The organism is Thermosynechococcus sp. PKX95, from assembly GCF_031583295.1.
Taxonomy (GTDB): Bacteria; Cyanobacteriota; Cyanobacteriia; order Thermosynechococcales; family Thermosynechococcaceae; genus Thermosynechococcus.
In genome coordinates, this window is the sequence record NZ_CP134171.1 from 159,209 (window position 1) to 178,454 (window position 19,246).

General features: G+C 54.7%; 16 protein-coding genes. 9 read left to right on the forward strand and 7 right to left on the reverse strand.

The genetic code is table 11. The features are described 5' to 3' along the window. Positions 1 to 341: 341 nt before the first annotated feature. Positions 342 to 491: a hypothetical protein gene (locus tag RHH81_RS00760; RefSeq protein ID WP_310453105.1), complete on the reverse strand. Its 150-nt coding sequence runs from the start codon at positions 489 to 491 to the stop codon at positions 342 to 344. Here RHH81_RS00760 and rbfA point away from each other — a divergent pair. Beyond that, a complete protein-coding gene (gene rbfA / locus RHH81_RS00765; RefSeq protein WP_149820016.1) occupies positions 490 to 876 on the forward strand; it encodes a 30S ribosome-binding factor RbfA in 387 nt (128 codons plus the stop codon). The genes RHH81_RS00760 and rbfA overlap by 2 nt on opposite strands. On the opposite strand, the gene RHH81_RS00770 is transcribed toward rbfA, so the two are convergent. The 3 genes from RHH81_RS00770 to RHH81_RS00780 all read right to left on the reverse strand — a co-directional run bounded on the left by RHH81_RS00770 (position 873) and on the right by RHH81_RS00780 (position 3,068). Then, complete coding sequence (locus tag RHH81_RS00770; protein WP_302676999.1) at positions 873 to 1,760, reverse strand: sulfite exporter TauE/SafE family protein; 888 nt, start codon at positions 1,758 to 1,760, stop codon at positions 873 to 875. The genes rbfA and RHH81_RS00770 overlap by 4 nt on opposite strands. A 3-nt stretch (positions 1,761 to 1,763) precedes the next feature. Then, entirely contained in the window at positions 1,764 to 2,306 is a 543-nt protein-coding gene (locus tag RHH81_RS00775) for a rhodanese-like domain-containing protein (protein WP_310453106.1), read from the reverse strand. Between the two features lie 63 nt (positions 2,307 to 2,369). Continuing rightward, positions 2,370 to 3,068 carry an MBL fold metallo-hydrolase gene (locus RHH81_RS00780; protein WP_024124642.1) on the reverse strand — a complete coding sequence of 233 codons (699 nt, stop codon included), beginning with the start codon at positions 3,066 to 3,068 and terminating at the stop codon, positions 2,370 to 2,372. A 187-nt stretch (positions 3,069 to 3,255) separates the two neighbouring features. On the opposite strand from RHH81_RS00780, the gene RHH81_RS00785 reads away from it, so the two are divergent. The 5 genes from RHH81_RS00785 to RHH81_RS00805 all read left to right on the forward strand — a co-directional run bounded on the left by RHH81_RS00785 (position 3,256) and on the right by RHH81_RS00805 (position 9,915). Next, on the forward strand, positions 3,256 to 4,719 hold the full coding sequence (locus RHH81_RS00785) for an FAD-linked oxidase C-terminal domain-containing protein (protein WP_310437836.1): 1,464 nt from the start codon (positions 3,256 to 3,258) through the stop codon (positions 4,717 to 4,719). 4 nt (positions 4,720 to 4,723) lie between these two features. Next, positions 4,724 to 5,740 (forward strand): cobalamin biosynthesis protein CobW, encoded by a 1,017-nt coding sequence (cobW, locus tag RHH81_RS00790; RefSeq protein ID WP_310453108.1) that lies wholly within the window; start codon positions 4,724 to 4,726, stop codon positions 5,738 to 5,740. Between the two features lie 6 nt (positions 5,741 to 5,746). Then, positions 5,747 to 8,083, forward strand: coding sequence for an NAD-binding protein (locus RHH81_RS00795; protein ID WP_310743223.1), 2,337 nt, complete (start codon positions 5,747 to 5,749; stop codon positions 8,081 to 8,083). Between the two features lie 276 nt (positions 8,084 to 8,359). Further along, positions 8,360 to 9,013 (forward strand): FHA domain-containing protein, encoded by a 654-nt coding sequence (locus RHH81_RS00800; RefSeq protein ID WP_206200646.1) that lies wholly within the window; start codon positions 8,360 to 8,362, stop codon positions 9,011 to 9,013. Beyond that, positions 9,013 to 9,915: an MnmC family methyltransferase gene (locus RHH81_RS00805; protein WP_310743224.1), complete on the forward strand. Its 903-nt coding sequence runs from the start codon at positions 9,013 to 9,015 to the stop codon at positions 9,913 to 9,915. The genes RHH81_RS00800 and RHH81_RS00805 overlap by 1 nt, the downstream gene beginning before the upstream one ends. Here the strand turns inward: RHH81_RS00805 and RHH81_RS00810 are convergent. Beyond that, positions 9,908 to 10,651: a M50 family metallopeptidase gene (locus RHH81_RS00810; RefSeq protein WP_302677006.1), complete on the reverse strand. Its 744-nt coding sequence runs from the start codon at positions 10,649 to 10,651 to the stop codon at positions 9,908 to 9,910. The genes RHH81_RS00805 and RHH81_RS00810 overlap by 8 nt on opposite strands. 17 nt (positions 10,652 to 10,668) lie before the next feature. Then, positions 10,669 to 11,163: a translation initiation factor IF-3 gene (gene infC, locus RHH81_RS00815; RefSeq protein WP_225901679.1), complete on the reverse strand. Its 495-nt coding sequence runs from the start codon at positions 11,161 to 11,163 to the stop codon at positions 10,669 to 10,671. A gap of 277 nt (positions 11,164 to 11,440) precedes the next feature. On the opposite strand from infC, the gene RHH81_RS00820 reads away from it, so the two are divergent. The 3 genes from RHH81_RS00820 (at position 11,441) to RHH81_RS00830 (ending at position 18,289) form a co-directional block, all read left to right on the forward strand. Next, positions 11,441 to 12,649 (forward strand): efflux RND transporter periplasmic adaptor subunit, encoded by a 1,209-nt coding sequence (locus tag RHH81_RS00820; protein WP_310743225.1) that lies wholly within the window; start codon positions 11,441 to 11,443, stop codon positions 12,647 to 12,649. A gap of 6 nt (positions 12,650 to 12,655) precedes the next feature. Continuing rightward, a complete protein-coding gene (locus tag RHH81_RS00825; protein ID WP_310743226.1) occupies positions 12,656 to 15,790 on the forward strand; it encodes an efflux RND transporter permease subunit in 3,135 nt (1,044 codons plus the stop codon). Positions 15,791 to 15,853: 63 nt separating this feature from the next. Continuing rightward, positions 15,854 to 18,289 (forward strand): DNA topoisomerase (ATP-hydrolyzing), encoded by a 2,436-nt coding sequence (locus tag RHH81_RS00830; RefSeq protein WP_310743227.1) that lies wholly within the window; start codon positions 15,854 to 15,856, stop codon positions 18,287 to 18,289. Here RHH81_RS00830 and tilS read toward each other — a convergent pair. After that, complete coding sequence (tilS, locus tag RHH81_RS00835; RefSeq protein ID WP_310743228.1) at positions 18,210 to 19,244, reverse strand: tRNA lysidine(34) synthetase TilS; 1,035 nt, start codon at positions 19,242 to 19,244, stop codon at positions 18,210 to 18,212. The two genes, RHH81_RS00830 and tilS, sit on opposite strands and share 80 nt — an antisense overlap. Positions 19,245 to 19,246: the final 2 nt, after the last annotated feature.

The following is a 19,246-nucleotide window of genomic DNA, read 5'->3' on the forward strand; positions in this document are numbered from 1 at the left end:
TACAGTTGCTGGTAGGGTGTGATCGGCTCTCTAAAACTTAGGAGCGATCGCTCCAGCATCCTGTTAATTTGGCTTCATAAATAAGAAACCCATCCCTCGCTAACGCTTGAGCTAGTAGGTGGTTTTACCTAGTTGCTGTTGGCGTTCACCAAGGGTAGGTTAAGCTTCCCATCAGCATTTGCTGCGGGAGAACTATATTAACGTGATAGCGGAATTCTTACGAAATATCAAGGTGATTGTTGCCTAGCTTCTCAGCTTTCTCATTTTTGAGCAGGGGTCGCAATCTGGCAAGAGAGCAAGAAATTCAGGCCTCAACTTGCAGAGAACGTCAGCAAGAAATGTTAACTTTTGTAACACTGCTGCCAGCGGTTGCTGCCATAAAAGTCTTGAGCGATCGCCCACCCGCCAGAAACAGAGGGATAGCTGTCTTGATAAGATAGGAGACGTGCAGGATAGTCTTTGCCAACAACCGAGAAAAGGAGGCCCGCCATGGCGACCGAACGACGGGTGGCACGGGTAGCAGAATTAATCAAACGGGAAGTGAGCCAGTTGTTAATGTATGAAATCCGCGATGAGCGCGTGGGGGCGGGCATGGTCAGTGTCACCGATGTGGAAGTTTCCGGTGATTTGCAGCACGCCAAGATCTTCGTCAGTATCTACAGCACCGATGAGGTACGGCGCTCAACCATGGCCGGCTTGAAAGCGGCTTCAGGCTTTGTGCGACGGGAATTGGGGCAGCGCATTCGCCTGCGGCGGACACCGGAGGTCGTCTTTATTGAGGATCGATCGCTGGAACGGGGCAGTCGCGTTCTTTCGCTACTGAATCAAATTGGGCAACAGCAGAGTGCTGCAGAGACTCCTGAAACAGCGTCTTAGGTGCGGCTTGGTCTTGCGGGAACCGATGCAGTAAGGTAGTGCCTCGGCGGTAGGGAGGAGCTTTTGCTGCGCTGGGGAGGTGCCAGTAGGGTTTTCAGGATCACAAAGGCCGCAATGCCAATTAAGAAGTAACCAAAGCCCTGCTGAAGTCGCTTGGCAGAAATGCCGTGACTGAGATAGCTACCGATAACAGAACCGCTAGCGGCGGCTAAGGTGAGGGTCAGGGTTAAGCGGGGATCCAAGCTAACCGTGCCCAGATAGCCCCAAACCGCAGCTACGGAATTGGCGGTGATAATCAGCAGTGAGGTGCCGATCGCCTGCCGCATTGGAATTTTGCCCAATAAAACAAGGGCAGGCACAATGGCAAAGCCCCCACCAACCCCCACCAACCCCGTCAGAATACCCACACCAATGCCTTCGGTGGGTAGCCACAGCCAACAGTACTTACAGACTGGAGGAGCATAGAGCTGGCTCTCAAGGGAACGTTCCGGCGGGGTGAGTTCAGGGGCAGGGGGACGCTGTTGCCGCCGAATCATTAAAATAGCCGCCACCATCATGGCAACGGCAAAAAGTAAGAGTTGCACCGTATCGGTAATCCAAGGCAAGGCTGCCAGTCGTGCCCCAAGATAGGCACCCATCATGGTTGCCGAACCAAAAATCAGTGCCAGACGCAAATTAACGTAGCCGCGCCGCCACTGGGGAATGACTGCCAGTAAACTGACGCTGCCGACAATCACAAGCGTCATCGGGATCGCGACCTTGGTTTCAATGCCCATGACATAGACCAGCACTGGCAGGGCAAGGACAGAACCGCCGCCCCCCAATAGACCCAGACTCAAGCCGATGGCGATCGCCAGCCCATGCCCTATCCAGTAGCTCAGCATGGGTTATTTCACCTGTGGGCGATTGAAGGGCAGCAGTGCCAAAACCCGCGCTAGGGCACAGGTACCGGTGACACCGGCAAAGACCAAACCGGCACCGACAAAGCCCGACAGGAAGAAGAATCCCGGATTGACGGTAAAGCCCAAGATCACTCCCGTGAGAATCAGACTGCCGGCCACAATTTGCACCTGCCGCATCAGGCTGATGGGCGCACTAACCGCACCCGTGATCGGATAGCCCCCCTGTTTCCAGCGTTGAATGCCCCCTTCAAGGTTTTTCAGATTTGCGAACCCCCGACTGGCAAGGATTTCGCAGGCCATGCGCGATCGCCGGCCAGATTCACAGTAGAGCACCACCGGGGTGTCAGAATTACAGGCGGGTTCAAGTTCCTTCACATTGGCCAAAGGACAGAGCAGCGCTCCCGGAATGTGGGCATTGTTGTATTCGCTTGGCTCCCGCACATCAATGAGCAGTACCTGCTGGCGTTGCAGGGCATCGTGCAGTTCAGCCGCAGAAATGAGGGGAGACTCAGTCGTTGCTGTGGTCATCGTCGTTGGTTCTCCAGTGGTTACTCAGGGTTGGCTAGACAGGGGCGATCAGGGGTCAAAGGACTAGACGGCGGCGGCAACCATGCCACACTGTTGGTTAGCGGGCACCGCTTCCATAATTTTCTTGGGATCCGGCAGGTTCAGGTTGGCCATGAACTCAATGAACTGCTGGCGATCGCGACCGACAAAGCGGGGATTAAAGCGTTTTTCTTCACCAATGGTGGAAACGGTGTGACCGCGATAGTCATGGCCGGGATAGACCAATGTGGTGTCTGGGAGCGTAAAGAGCCGCTGTGTTACCGCATCGTACATTGCGCCTGCATCGCCACTTTGGAAATCAGTGCGCCCACAGCCACGGATAAACAGGGAATCCCCCGTCAGCAGGTGGGTACCATTCACGAGGAAGGCCATGTGGCTATCGGTGTGCCCCAAGGTGGCGATCGCCTGAATCGGAATGCTACCGACGTGAATCACTTCACCGTCTTTAATATAGCCATCGGCGCAGTCCACATGGGCATTTTCGGGCACAAGGGTTTTGCAGCCTGTGCGTTCGCGGACTTTGCCCGCCCCGGTAATGTGGTCGGCGTGGACATGGGTTTCGAGGCAGTAGCGCAGTTTCAACCCCAATTGCTCAATTAACTGCACATCCCGATCCACCTGTTCAAGGACGCTATCCACCAAGGCGGCCTCACCCGTGGCTTCATCGGCAATCAGGTAAGAATAGGTCCAAGTGTCGTAGTCAAAAAGTTGGCGAAACAGCATAACGGACTCCTTTATGGGGTATCGCGTGAGGGGAATCGTGCAGACTTAAAACGGTGACGACTTTAGCCTAGTCAATCTAAATATAATTTTATAACTATCTAGTAAATAAATGTCAAATGCCCCCTAGTCCCATTCCTGAGGCAACAGACCCATTTACGATAGGAGAAGGCGGTTTAGAGCACTGGGGATGTCCACACTACAGCAAATTACCCCTTGGCAGCGGGTTACAGAGGAGCTAACAGCCATTGTCGGCAAGGGGAGCGTCATCAGTGATGCAGCAGAAGCCCTTGTGTATGAGTGCGATGGGCTATCCATGTATCGGCAACGACCCAAACTGGTCGTGCTACCGCAAACCACTGCCCAAGTCTCTGCCATCCTCAAAGTGTGCGATCGCTACCGTATTCCCTTTGTTGCCCGCGGTTCAGGGACGGGGCTATCGGGGGGAGCCTTACCCCACACCGAGGGGATTCTCGTCGTCACCTCCCGCATGAACCAGATTCTAGAGATTGATCTGGCCAACCAGCAGGTGGTTGTGCAGCCAGGGGTAATCAATGCTTGGGTAACGCAAGCCGTTGCCGATCAGGGCTTTTACTATGCCCCGGATCCCTCCAGTCAAATTATTTGTTCCATTGGCGGCAATGTCGCTGAAAACTCTGGGGGCGTCCACTGCCTGAAGTATGGCGTGACCACGAATCATGTGCTGGGACTGACGGTGGTGTTGCCCAATGGTGAGATTGTTGAACTGGGGGGTGCGGCGCCAGAAATGCCCGGCTACGATCTCATGGGTGTCTTTGTTGGCTCCGAAGGGACGCTGGGAATTGCCACAGAAATTCGGCTGCGGATTCTCAAACAGGCGGAGGCGATCGCCGTGCTATTGGCGGACTTCACCACGATTGAAGCAGCGGGAGAAACGGTTTCCGCGATTATTCGGGCGGGCATTATTCCCGCTGGCATGGAAATCATGGACAACCTCAGTATCAATGCCGTTGAGGATGTGGTGGCCACCAATTGCTACCCCCGCGATGCTGGCGCCGTACTCCTAGTGGAAGTGGATGGCCTAGATGCCGAAGTGCCCATTTTGCAGGAGCGCGTCACACGCATTTGCTATGAACAGGGAGCACGCCATGTAACGGTTGCTACAGAAGCTGAAGATCGCCTCCGCCTTTGGAAGGGTCGCAAAGCGGCTTTTGCGGCTGCGGGTCGCCTCAGTCCTAATTATTTTGTCCAAGATGGGGTGATTCCTCGCAGTCAACTGGCCACCGTCCTCAAGGAAATTGAACAACTGAGTCAGCGCAGTGGCTATCGCATTGCCAATGTTTTCCACGCTGGGGATGGCAATCTGCATCCCTTGATTCTCTACGATCAGGCAGTGCCGGGCGCCCTTGCCGAGGTGGAGGCTCTAGGCGGTGAAATCCTCAAGCTCTGTGTGCGCTTGGGGGGCAGCATTTCCGGTGAACACGGGATTGGTAGCGATAAAGCCTGTTTCATGGGTGAGATGTTTAGCCCAGTAGATTTAGAAACGATGCAGCAGGTGCGCTCCGCTTTTGATCCCAAACGCCTTGCCAACCCCGAAAAGGTGTTTCCCACACCCCGAACCTGTGGCGAAGCCGCCCATCAACTTCAAGATTTTGCCGGTATTGAGGCCTTTTAGCAAAATGAGTGCAAAAATTCCAGTCACGATTATCACGGGTTTTCTAGGGAGCGGTAAAACCACCCTAATTCGGCAGTTGCTTCAGAATGCAGCGGGCAGGCGCATTGCCGTGATTGTGAATGAATTTGGTGATGTCGGTATTGATGGCGAACTTTTGCAGTCCTGTTGCGATCGCACAGCGGGCATCTGGGAACTCACCAATGGGTGCCTCTGTTGCACAGTGCAGGAGGAATTTTTGCCCACCATGCAAACCCTCTTGGCACGACGGCAGGAGATTGATCACATTGTCATTGAAACCTCTGGACTCGCCTTACCCAAGCCGCTCGTGATGGCTTTTCGTTGGCCGCAGGTGCGCCATGCCGCAACCGTCGATGGGGTGGTGACAGTGGTAGATGGCGTTGCCTTGGCAGCCGGTCAAGTGAGTGCTGATCTGGAGGCGCTCTTTGCCCAAAAGGCAGCCGATCCTAGCTTGGAGCATGAGGACACCCCCCTTGAGGAACTCTTTAACGATCAACTGGCCTGTGCCGACTTGGTCATCCTCAGCAAGGCGGATCAACTGACTCCCGATCAGGTAGAGCTGCTCATCGCTGAACTGCGCACTCAATTGCCCCCACGGATTAAGCTGCTGGCGGCTCACCAAGGACAGGTGCCGGCGGATCTGCTGCTGGGATTTAATGCAGCGGTGGAGGAGAATTTGGGGCAGCGACCCAGCCATCATGACTTTGAGGAGGAGCATGACCACGACGCGGAGATTCAAGCGGTTTGTTTAGAGCTAGGGGCTTGGGATCTGCAACGCCTACGTCAATCCCTCGAGCGCTTGCTGCAAATACCTAACATTTACCGCGTTAAGGGCTTTGCGGCCATTGAGGGCAAGCCGATGCGTCTGGTGGTGCAAGGGGTGGGTCAACGGTTAGACTTGTTTTACGATCGCCCGTGGCAAGCGGCAGAGTCACGCCAAACTCGTCTAGTGGTGATCGGTCGTCAGTTGGATCCACAGGAGTTGCTGTCCCATTTTGGCTAGGAGGCTATGGCCAGCCTTGAGGATGTCATTGACCGCCAACTGCACCAACTATTGGGTAGCAGGGCAACGTGGTTCATTGATATCGGCGATCGCCACCTCAGCATCTGGGTTGAATCGACAACTTTAGAGCCAACAGATTTAGATCGCCTATCTAGGTGGGGCAAGACCCTTTGGCAGCAGTGGCAGCGGGGCAGTCTCCAACTCTTTGCGGCAGAACCCCATCAGCCCTTTCCCTATTGGTGGAAATCTTGGTCTGTTGCCTCAGCCACACCGCAGGCCACTCAAATAGGTGAAACGACTGCGGGCGATCGCTTTATTATCTGCGGCCTTGGGAGTTTGGGGCAATTTTGTATCCAAAGTCTGCGCCGCTTTGCCGGTGAGCATTTGGCCCTAGAGATTCGTGCCATTGAACGCCACGCCAACATTGAGTGGGAAATTCCGCAGTTGACGGAGTTGCTCAGTGAACCTGTGATCATCGGTGATTGCCGGCAGGAGGCGGTTCTGAAAGCGGCTGGGATTGATCGCTGTCGTACCTTACTGGCGGTGACCAGTGATGAGGCCACCAATATTGCGACGGCGATTGTGGCTCGGCGCTTAAATCCCGATGTCCATCTTGTGGTGCGCTCTAGTCGCGATAATCTCAACGCCCTTCTAGAGAAAAAACTGGGGAGCTTTGTGGCGCTCAATCCCACGGAACTACCAGCTCCTGCCTTCGCCCTTGCAGCCCTTGAGGAAAATATCCTTGCTGCGTTTACGATTGAGGGTCAGCAGTTTCGGGTGTTGCAACAAACGATTACCGCTGAGAGTCCCCTCGTGGGTACGCCTGCCCACCGCTGGCAGCGCCGTCACCAACGCCTCATTAGTGTGCGCTCGTGCCATGCCCAATCCTCAATCTTCCAGCCAACGCGCCCCCACCGCCTCTTTAACCATTGGCCGCCGGATTTGTGCTTTGCGGTGGGCGATCGCCCGATTTGGATTGAACGGGTAGAAGTGGTGAAATCCTTGCCCATCCCTGACCCCAATCCCACCCAGCGCCTCATTCAGCAGGTGCGCCAACTGCCTGAGCAGGTAGAACAATTCTGGCAGTGGATCCATGGCGATCGCTCTCGTGAGTTGATCTTCAATGGCCTTTGGATGGGCAGTGGTCTGTGGCTTGTGACCGCGATCCTGCTGCGCTACAACGTCCCCGAACTCACATGGCAAAAGGCCTTTGCTGCCGGCTTTATTCTCCTTTTGGGGGGCTTTGGCGATGTCTTTGGCGGGCTAGAAAACGATCCGATTCCCCCTTGGCTGCTGGTGGTCTGTATTTTGGTGGCGATCGTTAGTCTCCTCTTTATTGTCGGTGTCTTGGGACTTTTGGCGGAAAAGCTGCTGCAAGCGCGGTTTGACTTTCTCAAGAAACGTCCCCCCCTGCCCACGGCGGATCACGTGATTGTTGTTGGCTTAGATCGCATTGGTCAACAGGTGGTGCAAATCCTACGTGCCTTCCGTCAACCCCTTGTGCTACTGGTGGACAACCCAGAGCAAACTCAGCTTTTTGAAGACCTGCCCATGCTCCTTGGCAACATTCCAGAAAAGCTCCCCCAAGCCCATTTGGAGACCGCCAAAAGTGTGGTTCTCACCACTGCCGATGAAATGTTGAACCTAGAGGCAGCCCTCATTGCTCGTCAAGCCACGGAGCAGCGGGAATCCCCCATTGGGTTGGTCATTGGCATCTATGATCCCAGCCTCACTAATGATCTGCGGGATCTCCTACCGCGTGCCCGCCCCCTCTGTGCCTATGCCCTTGCTGCTGAGGCCTTTGCCGGTGCCGCCTTTGGCGAAACAATGTTGGGTCTGTTTCAAATTGACCAGCAGACGGTACTGATTGCCGATTACACCGTTACTGCCGGCGACACCCTTGAGGGCAAGTTGATTGGTGAGGTGGCCTATGGTTATGCAGTCATCCCCATTTTCTACAATCGCCATGAGCAGTTTCTCGGCGGTGAGATCAGTCATCAGTTTTTGCCCAGTGATACGCTGCAACTCACGGTGGGCGATCGCCTGATTGTTTTAGCAACCATTGATGGCCTACGGCGCATTGAACAGGGCAAAATGGCGCCCCGCCGTCTCTGGCGGCTTTGGGTCGGTCATCCTCGCAACGCGGAAGCTGCCCTAGAAATTGGCAATCTGATCACCAAGATTACGGGTCTGCCCCTGCCGCGATCGCGCACCTTTATCCAGCAACTGCCTGCGACACTGACTCTTGGACTTTATGAACCCCAAGCCTTTCGCCTCGGTCAACAACTGCAAGCCCTCGCCCCCGTGCGCCTCTTTCCCTTAGTGGATCAGGAAACTGCGTAGGTGAAAATCGGCTTCACCTTTTCACCCCAACCGATGCCATGGGGGAGGGCTCATGCGTTTGTTGTGTTGGTTAGGACACTATGCGCCGTCAGCCCCTCTATCTTGAAGGCACAACCATTGGCACAGCGGCGTTAATGCCACACCGTAGGTTCTAGTTTCTGAGCCTCTTATTGATACGGGATGATCGTTGCCCTTAGCTTTTGTAGTATCTTTGGGAATTCTAGCCCTCAGGCTAAGATATTGATTAACAATCGTCAATTAATCTAAGTTGTTCCCATGAGTGGTAACCGTCAGCACCATCTACTCAACATTGAGGACGAAACGGGTAAGCGCACGATCCCTTTGGAGGCGGCAACCTACTCCATTGGCCGCGATGTCACCAATGCGATCGTGATTCATGGTCACGGTGTCTCACGGCAACACGCGCTGCTGCTGCGGATTCCCTCACCAAATGGCTATCGCTACCGCGTCGTGGATGGCAATGCTGATGGTAAGCCCAGTGCCAACGGTATCCTAGTGAATGGCCAGCGGGTGCAAAGTCATGAGCTAAAAGATGGAGATGAGATTAACTTTGGCGGTTCCGTTAAGGCGCACTATGCTACTGTGTCCATGGGGGAGGCGGAGTTTATTAAGTATTTGAAGAGCGTTAACTATCACAGCATTAAGGCCGTGCCCATGACCTCAACGATTACCCAAGCTGAGGAAGGTGCAGACGATAAAAAATCAGAAGAAGAAACAGAATTTAATGCCACGCCCCCATCGCTGCCAGCCAATGCTACCCCAGCGTCAGCACCCGCCCCTAAATCCTCTCCCCCTTGGTTACTGATTGTTGGCGGCATCGTCGTTGTTCTTTTGATCGCGGGAATTGGCGTTGTGATCATGAATCGACCACCTGCTCACCAACCGGAAACTCCCACGCAAATGCAGTGATGGCCTATTCCCAAAACTTAGCTCCTGCCCTAAACTCAATCTGGCAGCCGCAACCAACGGCGGATGGCTCTTTTACGTTTTTTTCGCCAGAATTTCAGGAAACGTTCCATAGCCTTGGGGGAGCGCGTCAAGAAGCCTTTGAAAAGTTCGCGATCGCCACCGATTTGCCCCGCAAAGCCCAAGCGTCTCATCTGCGCCTTTTGGACATCTGCTATGGTTTGGGTTACAACACCGCCGCTGCGTTAGAGGTGATTTGGCAGCACAATCCCACCTGTCAAGTTACAGTTATTGGCTTAGAACTGGATCTGGGCGTTCCCCAAGCAGCCTTAGCAGTCATGCCCCCTTGGCCAGCATCGGTTCAAACGATTCTTGAAGGACTCGCTCAGCAACAGCAGGTGAGCACCCCCCACTGTGAGGCACAGCTTTTAATTGGGGATGCTCGCCAAACCATTCAAGAGCTTGTTCGCCAAGGATTCCAAGCAGATGCCATTTTTCTTGATCCCTTTTCACCCCAGCGCTGTCCGCAACTCTGGACAGTGGAATTTCTGCGTCTGGTGGCTCAGTGTCTGGCACCAACGGGGCATTTGGCCACCTATTGTCGTGCTGCTGCCGTTCGTGCCGCTTTGCAGGCGGCGGGTTTACACCTTGGAACGCTACCACTTGTTGCCCCCCAGCACCGCCATGAATGGGCACAGGGCACCGTAGCTCGCTGGCAAGCCGATCAGCTTATTCCGCTGTCGCTGATGGAGCAGGAACATTTGCAAACCCGTGCGGGTATTCCCTACCGCGATCCGCACCTGCGGGATAGTGCGGAGATGATTCGATCGCGCCGCCAAGCGGAGCAACAAACCGCTAACCGTGAATCCACCAGTCGTTGGCGACACCGCTGGGGCATTACTTAGGGCGGGTATAGGCCACCTTGAGACTCCACAGCAGCAACCCCAAGGTCATCACAGAAATCAGCGCCCCCCACAGCCAATAGGGGAGCCAGAGGTACCGTTGGAGAAGCCCTGTATCGGAAAGCTGCCCCCCCGGCATGGCATAGGTAAAGAGGTAGTCCACCTGCTGAAATGTGCTAATACAGGCTTGCACCCCAAGGAATTGAATCGAAATCCCCTTGAGCCAGCGATTGCCGCGATAGGCCACCAGCAGAATGGCAATCCCCACCAATGTCATGAAGACAATGCCAAAGAGCGATCGCACCCACAGCAGCACTGAGGCGAGAATAATGATTCCTAGGGCTTTGAGGCAAATATCTGTGGCGCGATGAGAGCGGCTCGACAAAATAAAGACACTGCCAGCGATCGCGGGTCCTAGAGGTCCGCCAATGGCGACTAAGCCATGTCCCAAATTGCCCAGCAGCACCTCGCCCCCATAGCGCGCAAATCCTGAACCACTGGGATAGATGACTAATTCGCGAAAGTAGCCCCCCAACAGAATCGCCGTGAGGCCATGCCCCATCTCGTGGAACCATGTGGCCAAGATTGTAAAGGGATACAGCAGATAGTTCCCCAAGGGAATCTGCCAAAGAAGAATCGTGACAAGGGCGGCGATCGCTAGCAGCAGTGCCGAACGAGGTTTCTCAGGGTCTGAAATATCCAGCGGGGTAGATTTGGGGTCTGGACGATAGCCAAACATACGCTCCCCAGCATGGATTACCGCTTCGGTGCCAAAAACATGATCATATTGCGCCCCTCTTGCTTGGGTGCCTGCTGCACTTCGGCCACCGCTTGCAGGTCATTGGCCATACGGTTGAGGAGTTCTTCGGCTAGGTGGGCGTGTTGAATTTCCCGCCCGCGAAAGGTCACAGTGGCCTTCACCTTGTCTCCAGCCTTAAGGAAACGCTCGGCGCGGTTGATGCAAACGTTGTAATCGTGTTCTTCGATTTTGTAGCGCATCTTCACCTCTTTGACATCGGAGGTGTGCTGCTTTTTGCGGGCTTCCCGCGCCTTCTTCTCCTGCTCAAAGCGAAACTTGCCGTAGTCAATAATTTTGCAAACGGGTGGATCTGCCTTGTCACTGACGAGAACAAGGTCAAGTTCCTTTTCACGGGCGATCGCGATCGCCTCTTGAGACGACATAATCCCCAATTGGGAACCATCACTATCCACCACCCGCACCCGAGGAAAACGGATGCGCTCATTAATCATGGGTTGTTCTTGCTGTGTTTTCTTGGTAAGAGCCACTGGTACCTGTACTGTCGTTGATAAAGGTTGGTGCAAGGACTGTCCTAGGCTCTAAGGTGAGCCAGCAATGACCCCCTGCCCCTTGCTCTACATCTTAGCGGAGGATTGCCAATAGGAGCTATTCTCGATTTCGCCTAGATACACAGAAACTAATTATTAAAGCAGCACTCGCCATAGGGGCCTCTAGGCTAGACTGAGGATATTTATTGCCCACTCTGGGTGACATTGTAAGGTCTGAGGTATGGTGCAACGGCAACTGTTCACGTCAGCTCTCCTAGGCAGTCTTTGTTTCTTTGCTACCGCCTGTGGCCAACCAAAGGCAACGGCTCCCCCACCAGCGGCACGGGTGAAACTTGCGGCGGTTCAAACGGAAACCCTTTCGCAAACTGCTGTTTACAATGCCTCTTTGCAATCCCGTGAGTCCATCACCCTCCAACCCCAAGTTTCGGGTCGAATTGCGCAAATCAATGTTCAAAATGGCCAGTTTGTTACTCAAGGTCAGCCCCTCATTCTCCTTGACCCCTCAGAACAGCAAGCCGTTGTGGCCAGCAACTTAGCTGCGATTCAATCCGCCCAAGCCAATGTAGAGAATGCCCGCTCGATCCTCCGCGCCCTTGAAGCCCAGCGCCGCTCCAATCTGGCCACCGTAGAGTTCAATCGGATTCAAGCGGAACGCTATACAGCACTCTTTGAAGAAGGGGCTGTTTCCAAAGAACAAGCGCAATCCTTCATCACCAGCTTTCGCACTGCCCAAGCAGCACTCCAACAAACCGAGGCGGATATTCGTGCCCAACAGGCTACCATTGCCCAGTTAGAAAAAGCCCTCTTGGCTGCCCAAGCCAATGCCCAGCAGCAGGCCGTTGTCCTGAATTGGTTTCAGGTGCGTGCTCCCTTTAGTGGTGTTGTCGGCAATATTCCCCCCAAAGTGGGCGATTTTGTAACGCCCCAAACCGACCTCCTCACCCTGACCTCAAATCAACCCCTAGAAGTCTATATCCAAGTGCCCATTGAGCAAATCCCCCGCATTCGGATGGGGACGCCGGTGGAATTAATAGACATGAATGGCAATGTCGTCGGTACGAGTTCCGTCTTTTTCATTGCCCCCAATACCACAAATAATACCCAAACCATTTTAGTGAAAGCGCTCTACGACAATACGCGGAATAATCTCCGTGCCGATCAACAAATTCAAGCCCGCATTATTCTCGATCAGCAACCGGGGATTTTGGTGCCGACTACGGCGGTATCCAATCTTGCCGGGCAAAACTTTGTCTTTGTGGCCGAAAAAGACGCCGAGGGCAAAATGATTGCCAAACAAAAGCCCATTCAAGTGGGGGCAATCCAAGGAAATAGATATCAAGTTTTTGAAGGCCTCAAACCGGGAGAGCAAATTGTTGTCTCGGGAATTCAGCGCCTGCGCGATGGTGTGCCCATTACTCCTGAGTCCTAAAAGAGCATGATTAGCGATTTTTTTATTAAGCGCCCGGTTTTTGCCACGGTTTGTTCTCTGCTGATTATTTTGGTGGGGACGATCGCGCTGCCAACGCTGCCCATTGAGTATTACCCTAACGTTACACCGCCAACAATTCAGGTGTCTGCCAACTATGCAGGTGCCAACGCTGAAACCGTTGAAACGAATGTCACCACGATCTTAGAAACGCAAATTAATGGCGTGGAGGGGATGGATTACATTGACTCCAGCAGTAACAGCTTTGGCAACAGCAATATCACGATCACCTTCACTGAGGGCTACGACGAAAACATTGCAGCGGTGGATGTGAATAACTTAGTGGCATCAGTCACCTCCCAACTGCCACCAGAGGTCATCAACACTGGGGTAAATGTCAGGAAATCCACAAATCAGATTGTTTTGGCCTTAGCCCTATACCCAAGGGAGGGATACAACTACGACGCCACATTCATTAGTAACTACGCGACCCTCTACGTGGTGCAACCCCTGCAACGTCTGAACGGGGTAGGGCAGGTTCAGGTCTTTGGTCAACGCACCTATGCCATGCGGATTTGGCTTGATCCCAATCGCTTAGCCAGTCGCGGTCTGACGGCTCAGGATGTGGTGCGTGCCCTCTCCGATCAAAATGTCCAGGTGGGAGCCGGGATTATTGGTGCCCCCCCAGCACCAGAGGGACAGGAGTTTCAAATTTCTATTCAAGCCCAAAGTCGCTTGGCCTCAGAGGAAGAGTTTGCCGACATTATTATTCAGCGCGGCGACGATGGTTCCGTGATTCGCATTCGCGATGTCGGTCGCACCGAGCTAGGGGCACAAAACTACAACACGAACTTTCAGTTTGATGGCCGTGACGCCGTTGGGATTGGTATCTATCAACTCAGTGGTGCCAATGCCCTCGACATTGCCCGCGCTGTCGAAGCGGAGATGGCTGTTTTAGCTGAGAAATTTCCCCCCGGTCTGAAATGGAGTGTGGGCTTTAGCACCACGGATGCGGTACAGGAATCAATCAAAGAGGTGGTCATTACACTCATTGTGGCCATCATCCTTGTCATTGCCGTGATCTTTTTGTTCTTGCAGGATTGGCGTGCCACGATCATTCCCTCGATCACGATTCCCGTTTCCTTGGTGGGCACCTTTGCCTTTATGAAGGCTTTTGACTTCTCAATCAATAGCTTGACCATGTTTGGTCTGGTGTTGGCCACGGGGCTGGTGGTGGATGATGCCATTGTGGTCGTGGAAAATGTCACCCGTCTCATGGAAGACGAGGGCATGACCCCCCAAGAAGCTGCCAGTCGCTCGATGGAAGAGGTGACAGGGGCACTGATTGCCACCTCGTTGGTAATGATGGCGGTCTTTATCCCTGTGGCCTTTTTTCCGGGGGTCACTGGGCGGCTCTATCAGCAGTTTGCTTTGACGATTGTTTTTGCGATCGCCCTTTCTACGTTTAATGCTTTAACCCTCTCTCCCCCTTTGTGCGCCCTGCTCCTGCGGCGGGAACGCCCCCCGATGGCGAACTTTATTTTGTTTCGCTGGATTAACCGCTTTCTCGATACAATGCGGCGGGGCTATGAACGCAACCTGACTGTGGTCGTGCGCCTAAAATACTGGGTGCTGGCAGGCTTTGTGGCACTGCTGGGGGTGACCTACGGGCTGTTTCAGATTGTTCCCGGTGGCTTTGTCCCCCAAGAGGATCAAGGTTATTTTGTTACCCTTGTGCAATCGCCTCAGGGGGTGTCCCTCGAATACACGAGCAATATTGTCTTCAAAGCAGCGGACGCGATCGCCCAAAATCCAGCGGTCGAACATACCTTTGCCATTGGCGGCTTTAGCTTCTTCGGCACAGGTTCAGACAAGGGAATTATCTTTACGAGTCTCAAGCCCTGGTCACAACGGCCAACCCTTGATCAGTTGCTGCCCCAGTTTCAGAAGGCCGTCGTGGGTGAACTCGGAGCAGTGGTGTTTTCATCCAATGTGCCGACCATTAACCTTGGTGGCAGCGGCCTTGGCGGCTTTGATATGCAGGTGATGGATCAGCAGGGTCTCGGCCTTGAAGCCCTTGCGAGTTCAGTGAACGAGCTAATCCTCAAAGCCAATGCAACCCCCGGCCTTGTGTCAGTGAATACCCCCTTTGCCATCAACGCTCCCCAGTTAAATGTAACGGTCGATCGCACCCGCGCCCTTGCCTTGGGGATTCCCCTCAAGGACATTTTTAATGCCATGCAGATTTACTTGGGGTCGTTATACGTTAACCAATTCACGATTTTTGCCCGCAGTTACCAAGTGATTGTGCAGGCGGATAAGCAGTTTCGCGCGAATCCCGATGACATCAACCGCATCTATGTACGCTCGGAGCAAAATGCGCTCATTCCCCTCAGTAATCTCGTCACGATTGAACAGGTCTCGGCACCGCCGATTATTTATCACCATAACTTGTTCCGTTCGGCGGAGGTGACTGGTCAAAATGTGCCACCCCTCAGTGATAGTCAAGCGATGATGACAATGGCATCCTTGGCTCAGGAGGTTCTCCCCAATGGCATCGGCTATAGCTGGACGGGGTTATCCCTAGAGTCCACCCGCTCCGCAGGCCAAGCACCGTTGATTTTTGGCCTTGGTCTCGTGTTTGTGTTCCTCGTGCTCTCGGCGCAGTACGAAAGCTATATTGACCCCTTGATCATTATCCTTTCGGTGCCTTTGGCGATCATGGGCGCTTTGTTGGCACAGTGGTTGCGGGGGCTGAGTAATGATGTATTTTGCCAAATTGGTTTGGTGATGCTGATTGGCCTCGCCAGTAAGAATGCAATTCTGATTGTGGAGTTTGCCAACCAAATTCGCGAAAGCAAGGGCACGTCCATTGTCAAGTCGGTGATCTATGCCGCCGAGGAACGGCTGCGCCCCATTTTGATGACGGCCATCTCCTTTATTCTGGGCATCTTCCCGCTGGTCATTGCTACGGGTGCTGGGGCAAAATCCCGTCACTCCTTGGGAACAAGTGTCACAGGTGGCATGCTTGCGGCCACATTTCTCAGTTTCTTTGTGGTGCCGATCATTTACATCCTCATTAAGGAACTAGTGGCGCGGCTGACCAAGGAGAAGCTTGAGGAAGCAACCCCAACGGAGTCTTAACTTACTTTACAATTCGCAAAACTCTTGTATCGTGGGGAATGATCCTTTGGCTCGCTCGTGATCATGCCCAAACAACTGGATTTGCTGACCTCTGGACAGGTGATCCCAACACCACTGCACAGTGAAATGCAACGCTCCTATCTGGAGTACGCCATGAGTGTGATTGTGGGGCGGGCACTACCAGATGTGCGGGATGGGCTAAAACCAGTGCATCGGCGGATTCTCTATGCCATGTATGAGTTGGGGTTGACGCCCGATCGCCCCTTTCGCAAGTGTGCACGGGTGGTGGGGGATGTGCTGGGGAAATATCACCCCCATGGGGATCAAGCGGTCTATGAGGCACTGGTGCGCTTGGTGCAGCCCTTTAGCAGTCGCTATCCCCTCTTGGCAGGGCATGGCAATTTTGGCTCCATTGATGATGATCCTGCGGCGGCAATGCGCTACACGGAAACGCGCTTGGCAGCGATCGCCCACCGCACGCTACTGGAGAATATCAGCGACGCCATTGTGGATTTTGTCCCCAACTTTGACAGTTCCCAAGAGGAGCCATTGGTGCTGCCGGCGCAACTGCCGATTTTGCTGTTGAATGGCGCAACGGGAATTGCTGTGGGCATGGCCACAAACATTCCACCCCACAATCTGGGGGAAGTGGTGGATGCTCTGATTGCGCTTATTGACCGTCCCCATCTCTCCCTAGAGGAACTGCTCACCCACCTGCCGGGACCGGACTTTCCCACGGGGGGTGTGATTGTGGATGGGGCAGCATTGCTGCGCGCCTACGCCACGGGTCGAGGGACGATCACCCTGCGGGGGGTGGCCACCCTTGAGGATATTCAGCCCGGACGCGGCCGCCACCGTCGCCAAGCCATTGTGGTGACAGAGCTACCCTATCAGGTGAATAAGGCGGCATGGATTGAGAAGGTGGCGGATTTGGTGAATCAAGGTCGCCTTGAGGGCATTGCCGATCTGCGGGACGAAAGCGATCGCGAGGGGCTGCGGGTGGTCATTGAACTGAAGCGGGATGCCTCAGCGGCACAACTCTTGGAGCAACTCTACCGCCTGACGGCCCTACAAGTAACCTATGGCATCAACTTGATGGCACTGGTGGGCAATCAACCCCGCCAACTCTCCCTCAAGGAGATTCTCAGTGAGTTTTTGCAATTTCGCGAGCAGACCCTGCTACGGCAATATCGCCATGATCTCGAAACGGCTCAAGCCCGCCAGCATGTGGTGACGGGACTCTTAATCGGCCTCAATGCCATGGATCAGGTGATTGAGATTTTGCGATCGGCAGCGGATGGCAGTACTGCTCAGCGGGAATTGATGACCCGCTTGGGTTTGAGCGATCGCCAAGCCAGTGCCCTGATTGCCATGCCCCTACGCCGCCTCACTCAACAGGAGCGCCAAGACCTAGAACGGGAACAGGCGGAGCTACAAGCGCGGATTGCCCAGTTGGCAACCCTGATTAGCCAGCGTCCTGAGCGCCTCAAGGCACTGAAGAAAGAATTGCGGCAGTTAAAGAAAGCCTTTGCCGATCGCCGCCGCACTCAAATCCTCACGGCAGCGCCGCCGCCCCCCACCGCCGTGGAGACCAATGATCGTGACGATACGTCCCTCTGGGTCGAAGTGAATCATCGCGGTTACGGGCGCTGTCTGTCCCAGCGCAGTCGGGGGAGTCTCCAGTGGCAAACGTGGCTACCGTGGTCAGAGCCATTGCCCTTGGCCTTCTCGGTACAGGCTAGGGATCGCCTGTGGGTGTTTACGGAAAGTGGCAAGGTCTATCCGCTGCCCGTAGAGCGATTACCCGTTACCAGCCGCCGTGAGAGCGATCGCGGTCAACCCCTACTGACTCTCTTGCCGGAGTCGGCGCAAGGGGAAACCCTCCTGACGGTCTTGCCCAGTCAAGCCCCAGCAGAGAAGCTGATTTTGCTGACGCGCCAAGGCCGCATTAAGGTCATTCCAATCTCAGATCTGCAAGACCTGAGCGGGCGGGGTCTGCAACTCACGAAACTCAAGGCGGGGGATGCCCTCGGTTGGGTACTGCCTGCAGATACGGATCACTTAGTGTTGGCCACCTCGCGGGGGCGGGTCTTTCACTTTTTCATCTCCAACATTCCCGCTTTAGGGCGGCTGAATCAAGGTCAAGCGGCGGTGCGCCTCAGTGTGCGAGAAACCTTGGTGGGGGCGATCGCCCTGTCGGAACTGGAGAATGTGATCCTCGTTACCGCTTCAGGCCTTGGTAAACAAGTGCCGCTGCCCCTAATGGAAGTTGTGCCCCTTGGTCATTTAGGCCAGTTGGCGATGCCTCTGCGGCAAAAAGCGGATCGCTTGGCGGGCATTGGCCGCGGCGGTAGCCCCCTGGCACTGGTGACGAACCAAGAGCGAGCCTGGATCACCAACGGCGAAGAGATCCCCATCCTCAATAAAGAGGCAGTAGGGGTGGCGATCGCTCCCCTTGATCCGCGGGAACAGATTCAGGCGGTGGTGCCGTTGGCCTGATCAGTTCAAGCCACTGACCACAGACCCGCAGGTGGTACCCCCCTGGCAGCGTTGAGGTTTGGCTGCCATTACCTGCCGTGATCAGAGGACGCACCGCTTCAATCAGGCTGAAATCAATGCCCCGTTTCAGGTGCTGACGCAAAAATCGCTGGATCAAGCGGCGTTGCAGCGCAAGGGGCAATTCCCGTAGGCGCAGCCGCTCCAAGGCAGGGGGATGCTCGCGGATCACGGTGGGGGCAAGACGCTCCACCTCAGCCTCGAAATAGGCGCGATCGCTAGCCAGCAGTTCAGCGGTTTGGGCAAGCACCTCTTCCACATTCGGATTAAAGTGCGCTTGCAGATAGGGAATTAACTCCAAACGCAGCCGATTGCGGCGATAGTTGAGATGGTGGTTCGTTGCATCCTGCCAGACGGGTAACCCGTAGGTTTGGCAAAAGGTAGCCGTTTCCGCTCGCGTCATCCCTAGGAGTGGACGTACTAACTGAATCGCACCCAAAGCACGGCTAGGTAAGAGGGTGGCTAGGCCATCGGGGCTGGTGCCGCGCAGTAGATGTAGTAGGAGACTTTCGGCGCGATCGCTCTGGGTGTGGGCGGTCACCACATGGGTGCAATCCAACGCCTTGGCCACGGTCTCAAAGACTTGGTAACGCCATGAACGGGCTGCCGCCTCCGTTTTGGACATCTCAGGGGCACTCACCACCTCACAGGGCAGGTGCCATTGCTGCGCTAGCGCTTGGACAAAATTTGCATTGGCAGCGCTATCTGCCCGCCAGCGGTGATCACAGTGGACAGCCGCCAAAAACCACCGCCAGTAGGGCTGTAGATCCAATAGCAGGCGCGTTAAACAAACGGAATCTTGCCCCCCCGATAGAGCAATCAGAATTCGTGCCCCCCTAGGGAGCCATTGTTGGGTTTTTAAGGTGGTATGCAGGCGGGCGTGGTAGATGCCCCACACGG

Excerpts from the sequence above, each read along its gene's own strand:
- infC (WP_225901679.1), bottom strand. The coding sequence starts at position 11,163 with ATGATTAATGAGCGCATCCGTTTTCCTCGGGTGCGGGTGGTGGATAGT.
- RHH81_RS00830 (WP_310743227.1), top strand. The coding sequence starts at position 15,854 with ATGCCCAAACAACTGGATTTGCTGACCTCTGGACAGGTGATCCCAACA.
- RHH81_RS00800 (WP_206200646.1), top strand. The coding sequence starts at position 8,360 with ATGAGTGGTAACCGTCAGCACCATCTACTCAACATTGAGGACGAAACG.
- RHH81_RS00820 (WP_310743225.1), top strand. The coding sequence starts at position 11,441 with ATGGTGCAACGGCAACTGTTCACGTCAGCTCTCCTAGGCAGTCTTTGT.
- RHH81_RS00760 (WP_310453105.1), bottom strand. The coding sequence starts at position 491 with ATGGCGGGCCTCCTTTTCTCGGTTGTTGGCAAAGACTATCCTGCACGT.
- RHH81_RS00825 (WP_310743226.1), top strand. The coding sequence starts at position 12,656 with ATGATTAGCGATTTTTTTATTAAGCGCCCGGTTTTTGCCACGGTTTGT.
- RHH81_RS00810 (WP_302677006.1), bottom strand. The coding sequence starts at position 10,651 with ATGTTTGGCTATCGTCCAGACCCCAAATCTACCCCGCTGGATATTTCA.
- RHH81_RS00775 (WP_310453106.1), bottom strand. The coding sequence starts at position 2,306 with ATGACCACAGCAACGACTGAGTCTCCCCTCATTTCTGCGGCTGAACTG.
- RHH81_RS00805 (WP_310743224.1), top strand. The coding sequence starts at position 9,013 with ATGGCCTATTCCCAAAACTTAGCTCCTGCCCTAAACTCAATCTGGCAG.
- RHH81_RS00780 (WP_024124642.1), bottom strand. The coding sequence starts at position 3,068 with ATGCTGTTTCGCCAACTTTTTGACTACGACACTTGGACCTATTCTTAC.
- RHH81_RS00785 (WP_310437836.1), top strand. The coding sequence starts at position 3,256 with ATGTCCACACTACAGCAAATTACCCCTTGGCAGCGGGTTACAGAGGAG.
- RHH81_RS00795 (WP_310743223.1), top strand. The coding sequence starts at position 5,747 with ATGGCCAGCCTTGAGGATGTCATTGACCGCCAACTGCACCAACTATTG.
- cobW (WP_310453108.1), top strand. The coding sequence starts at position 4,724 with ATGAGTGCAAAAATTCCAGTCACGATTATCACGGGTTTTCTAGGGAGC.
- rbfA (WP_149820016.1), top strand. The coding sequence starts at position 490 with ATGGCGACCGAACGACGGGTGGCACGGGTAGCAGAATTAATCAAACGG.
- RHH81_RS00770 (WP_302676999.1), bottom strand. The coding sequence starts at position 1,760 with ATGCTGAGCTACTGGATAGGGCATGGGCTGGCGATCGCCATCGGCTTG.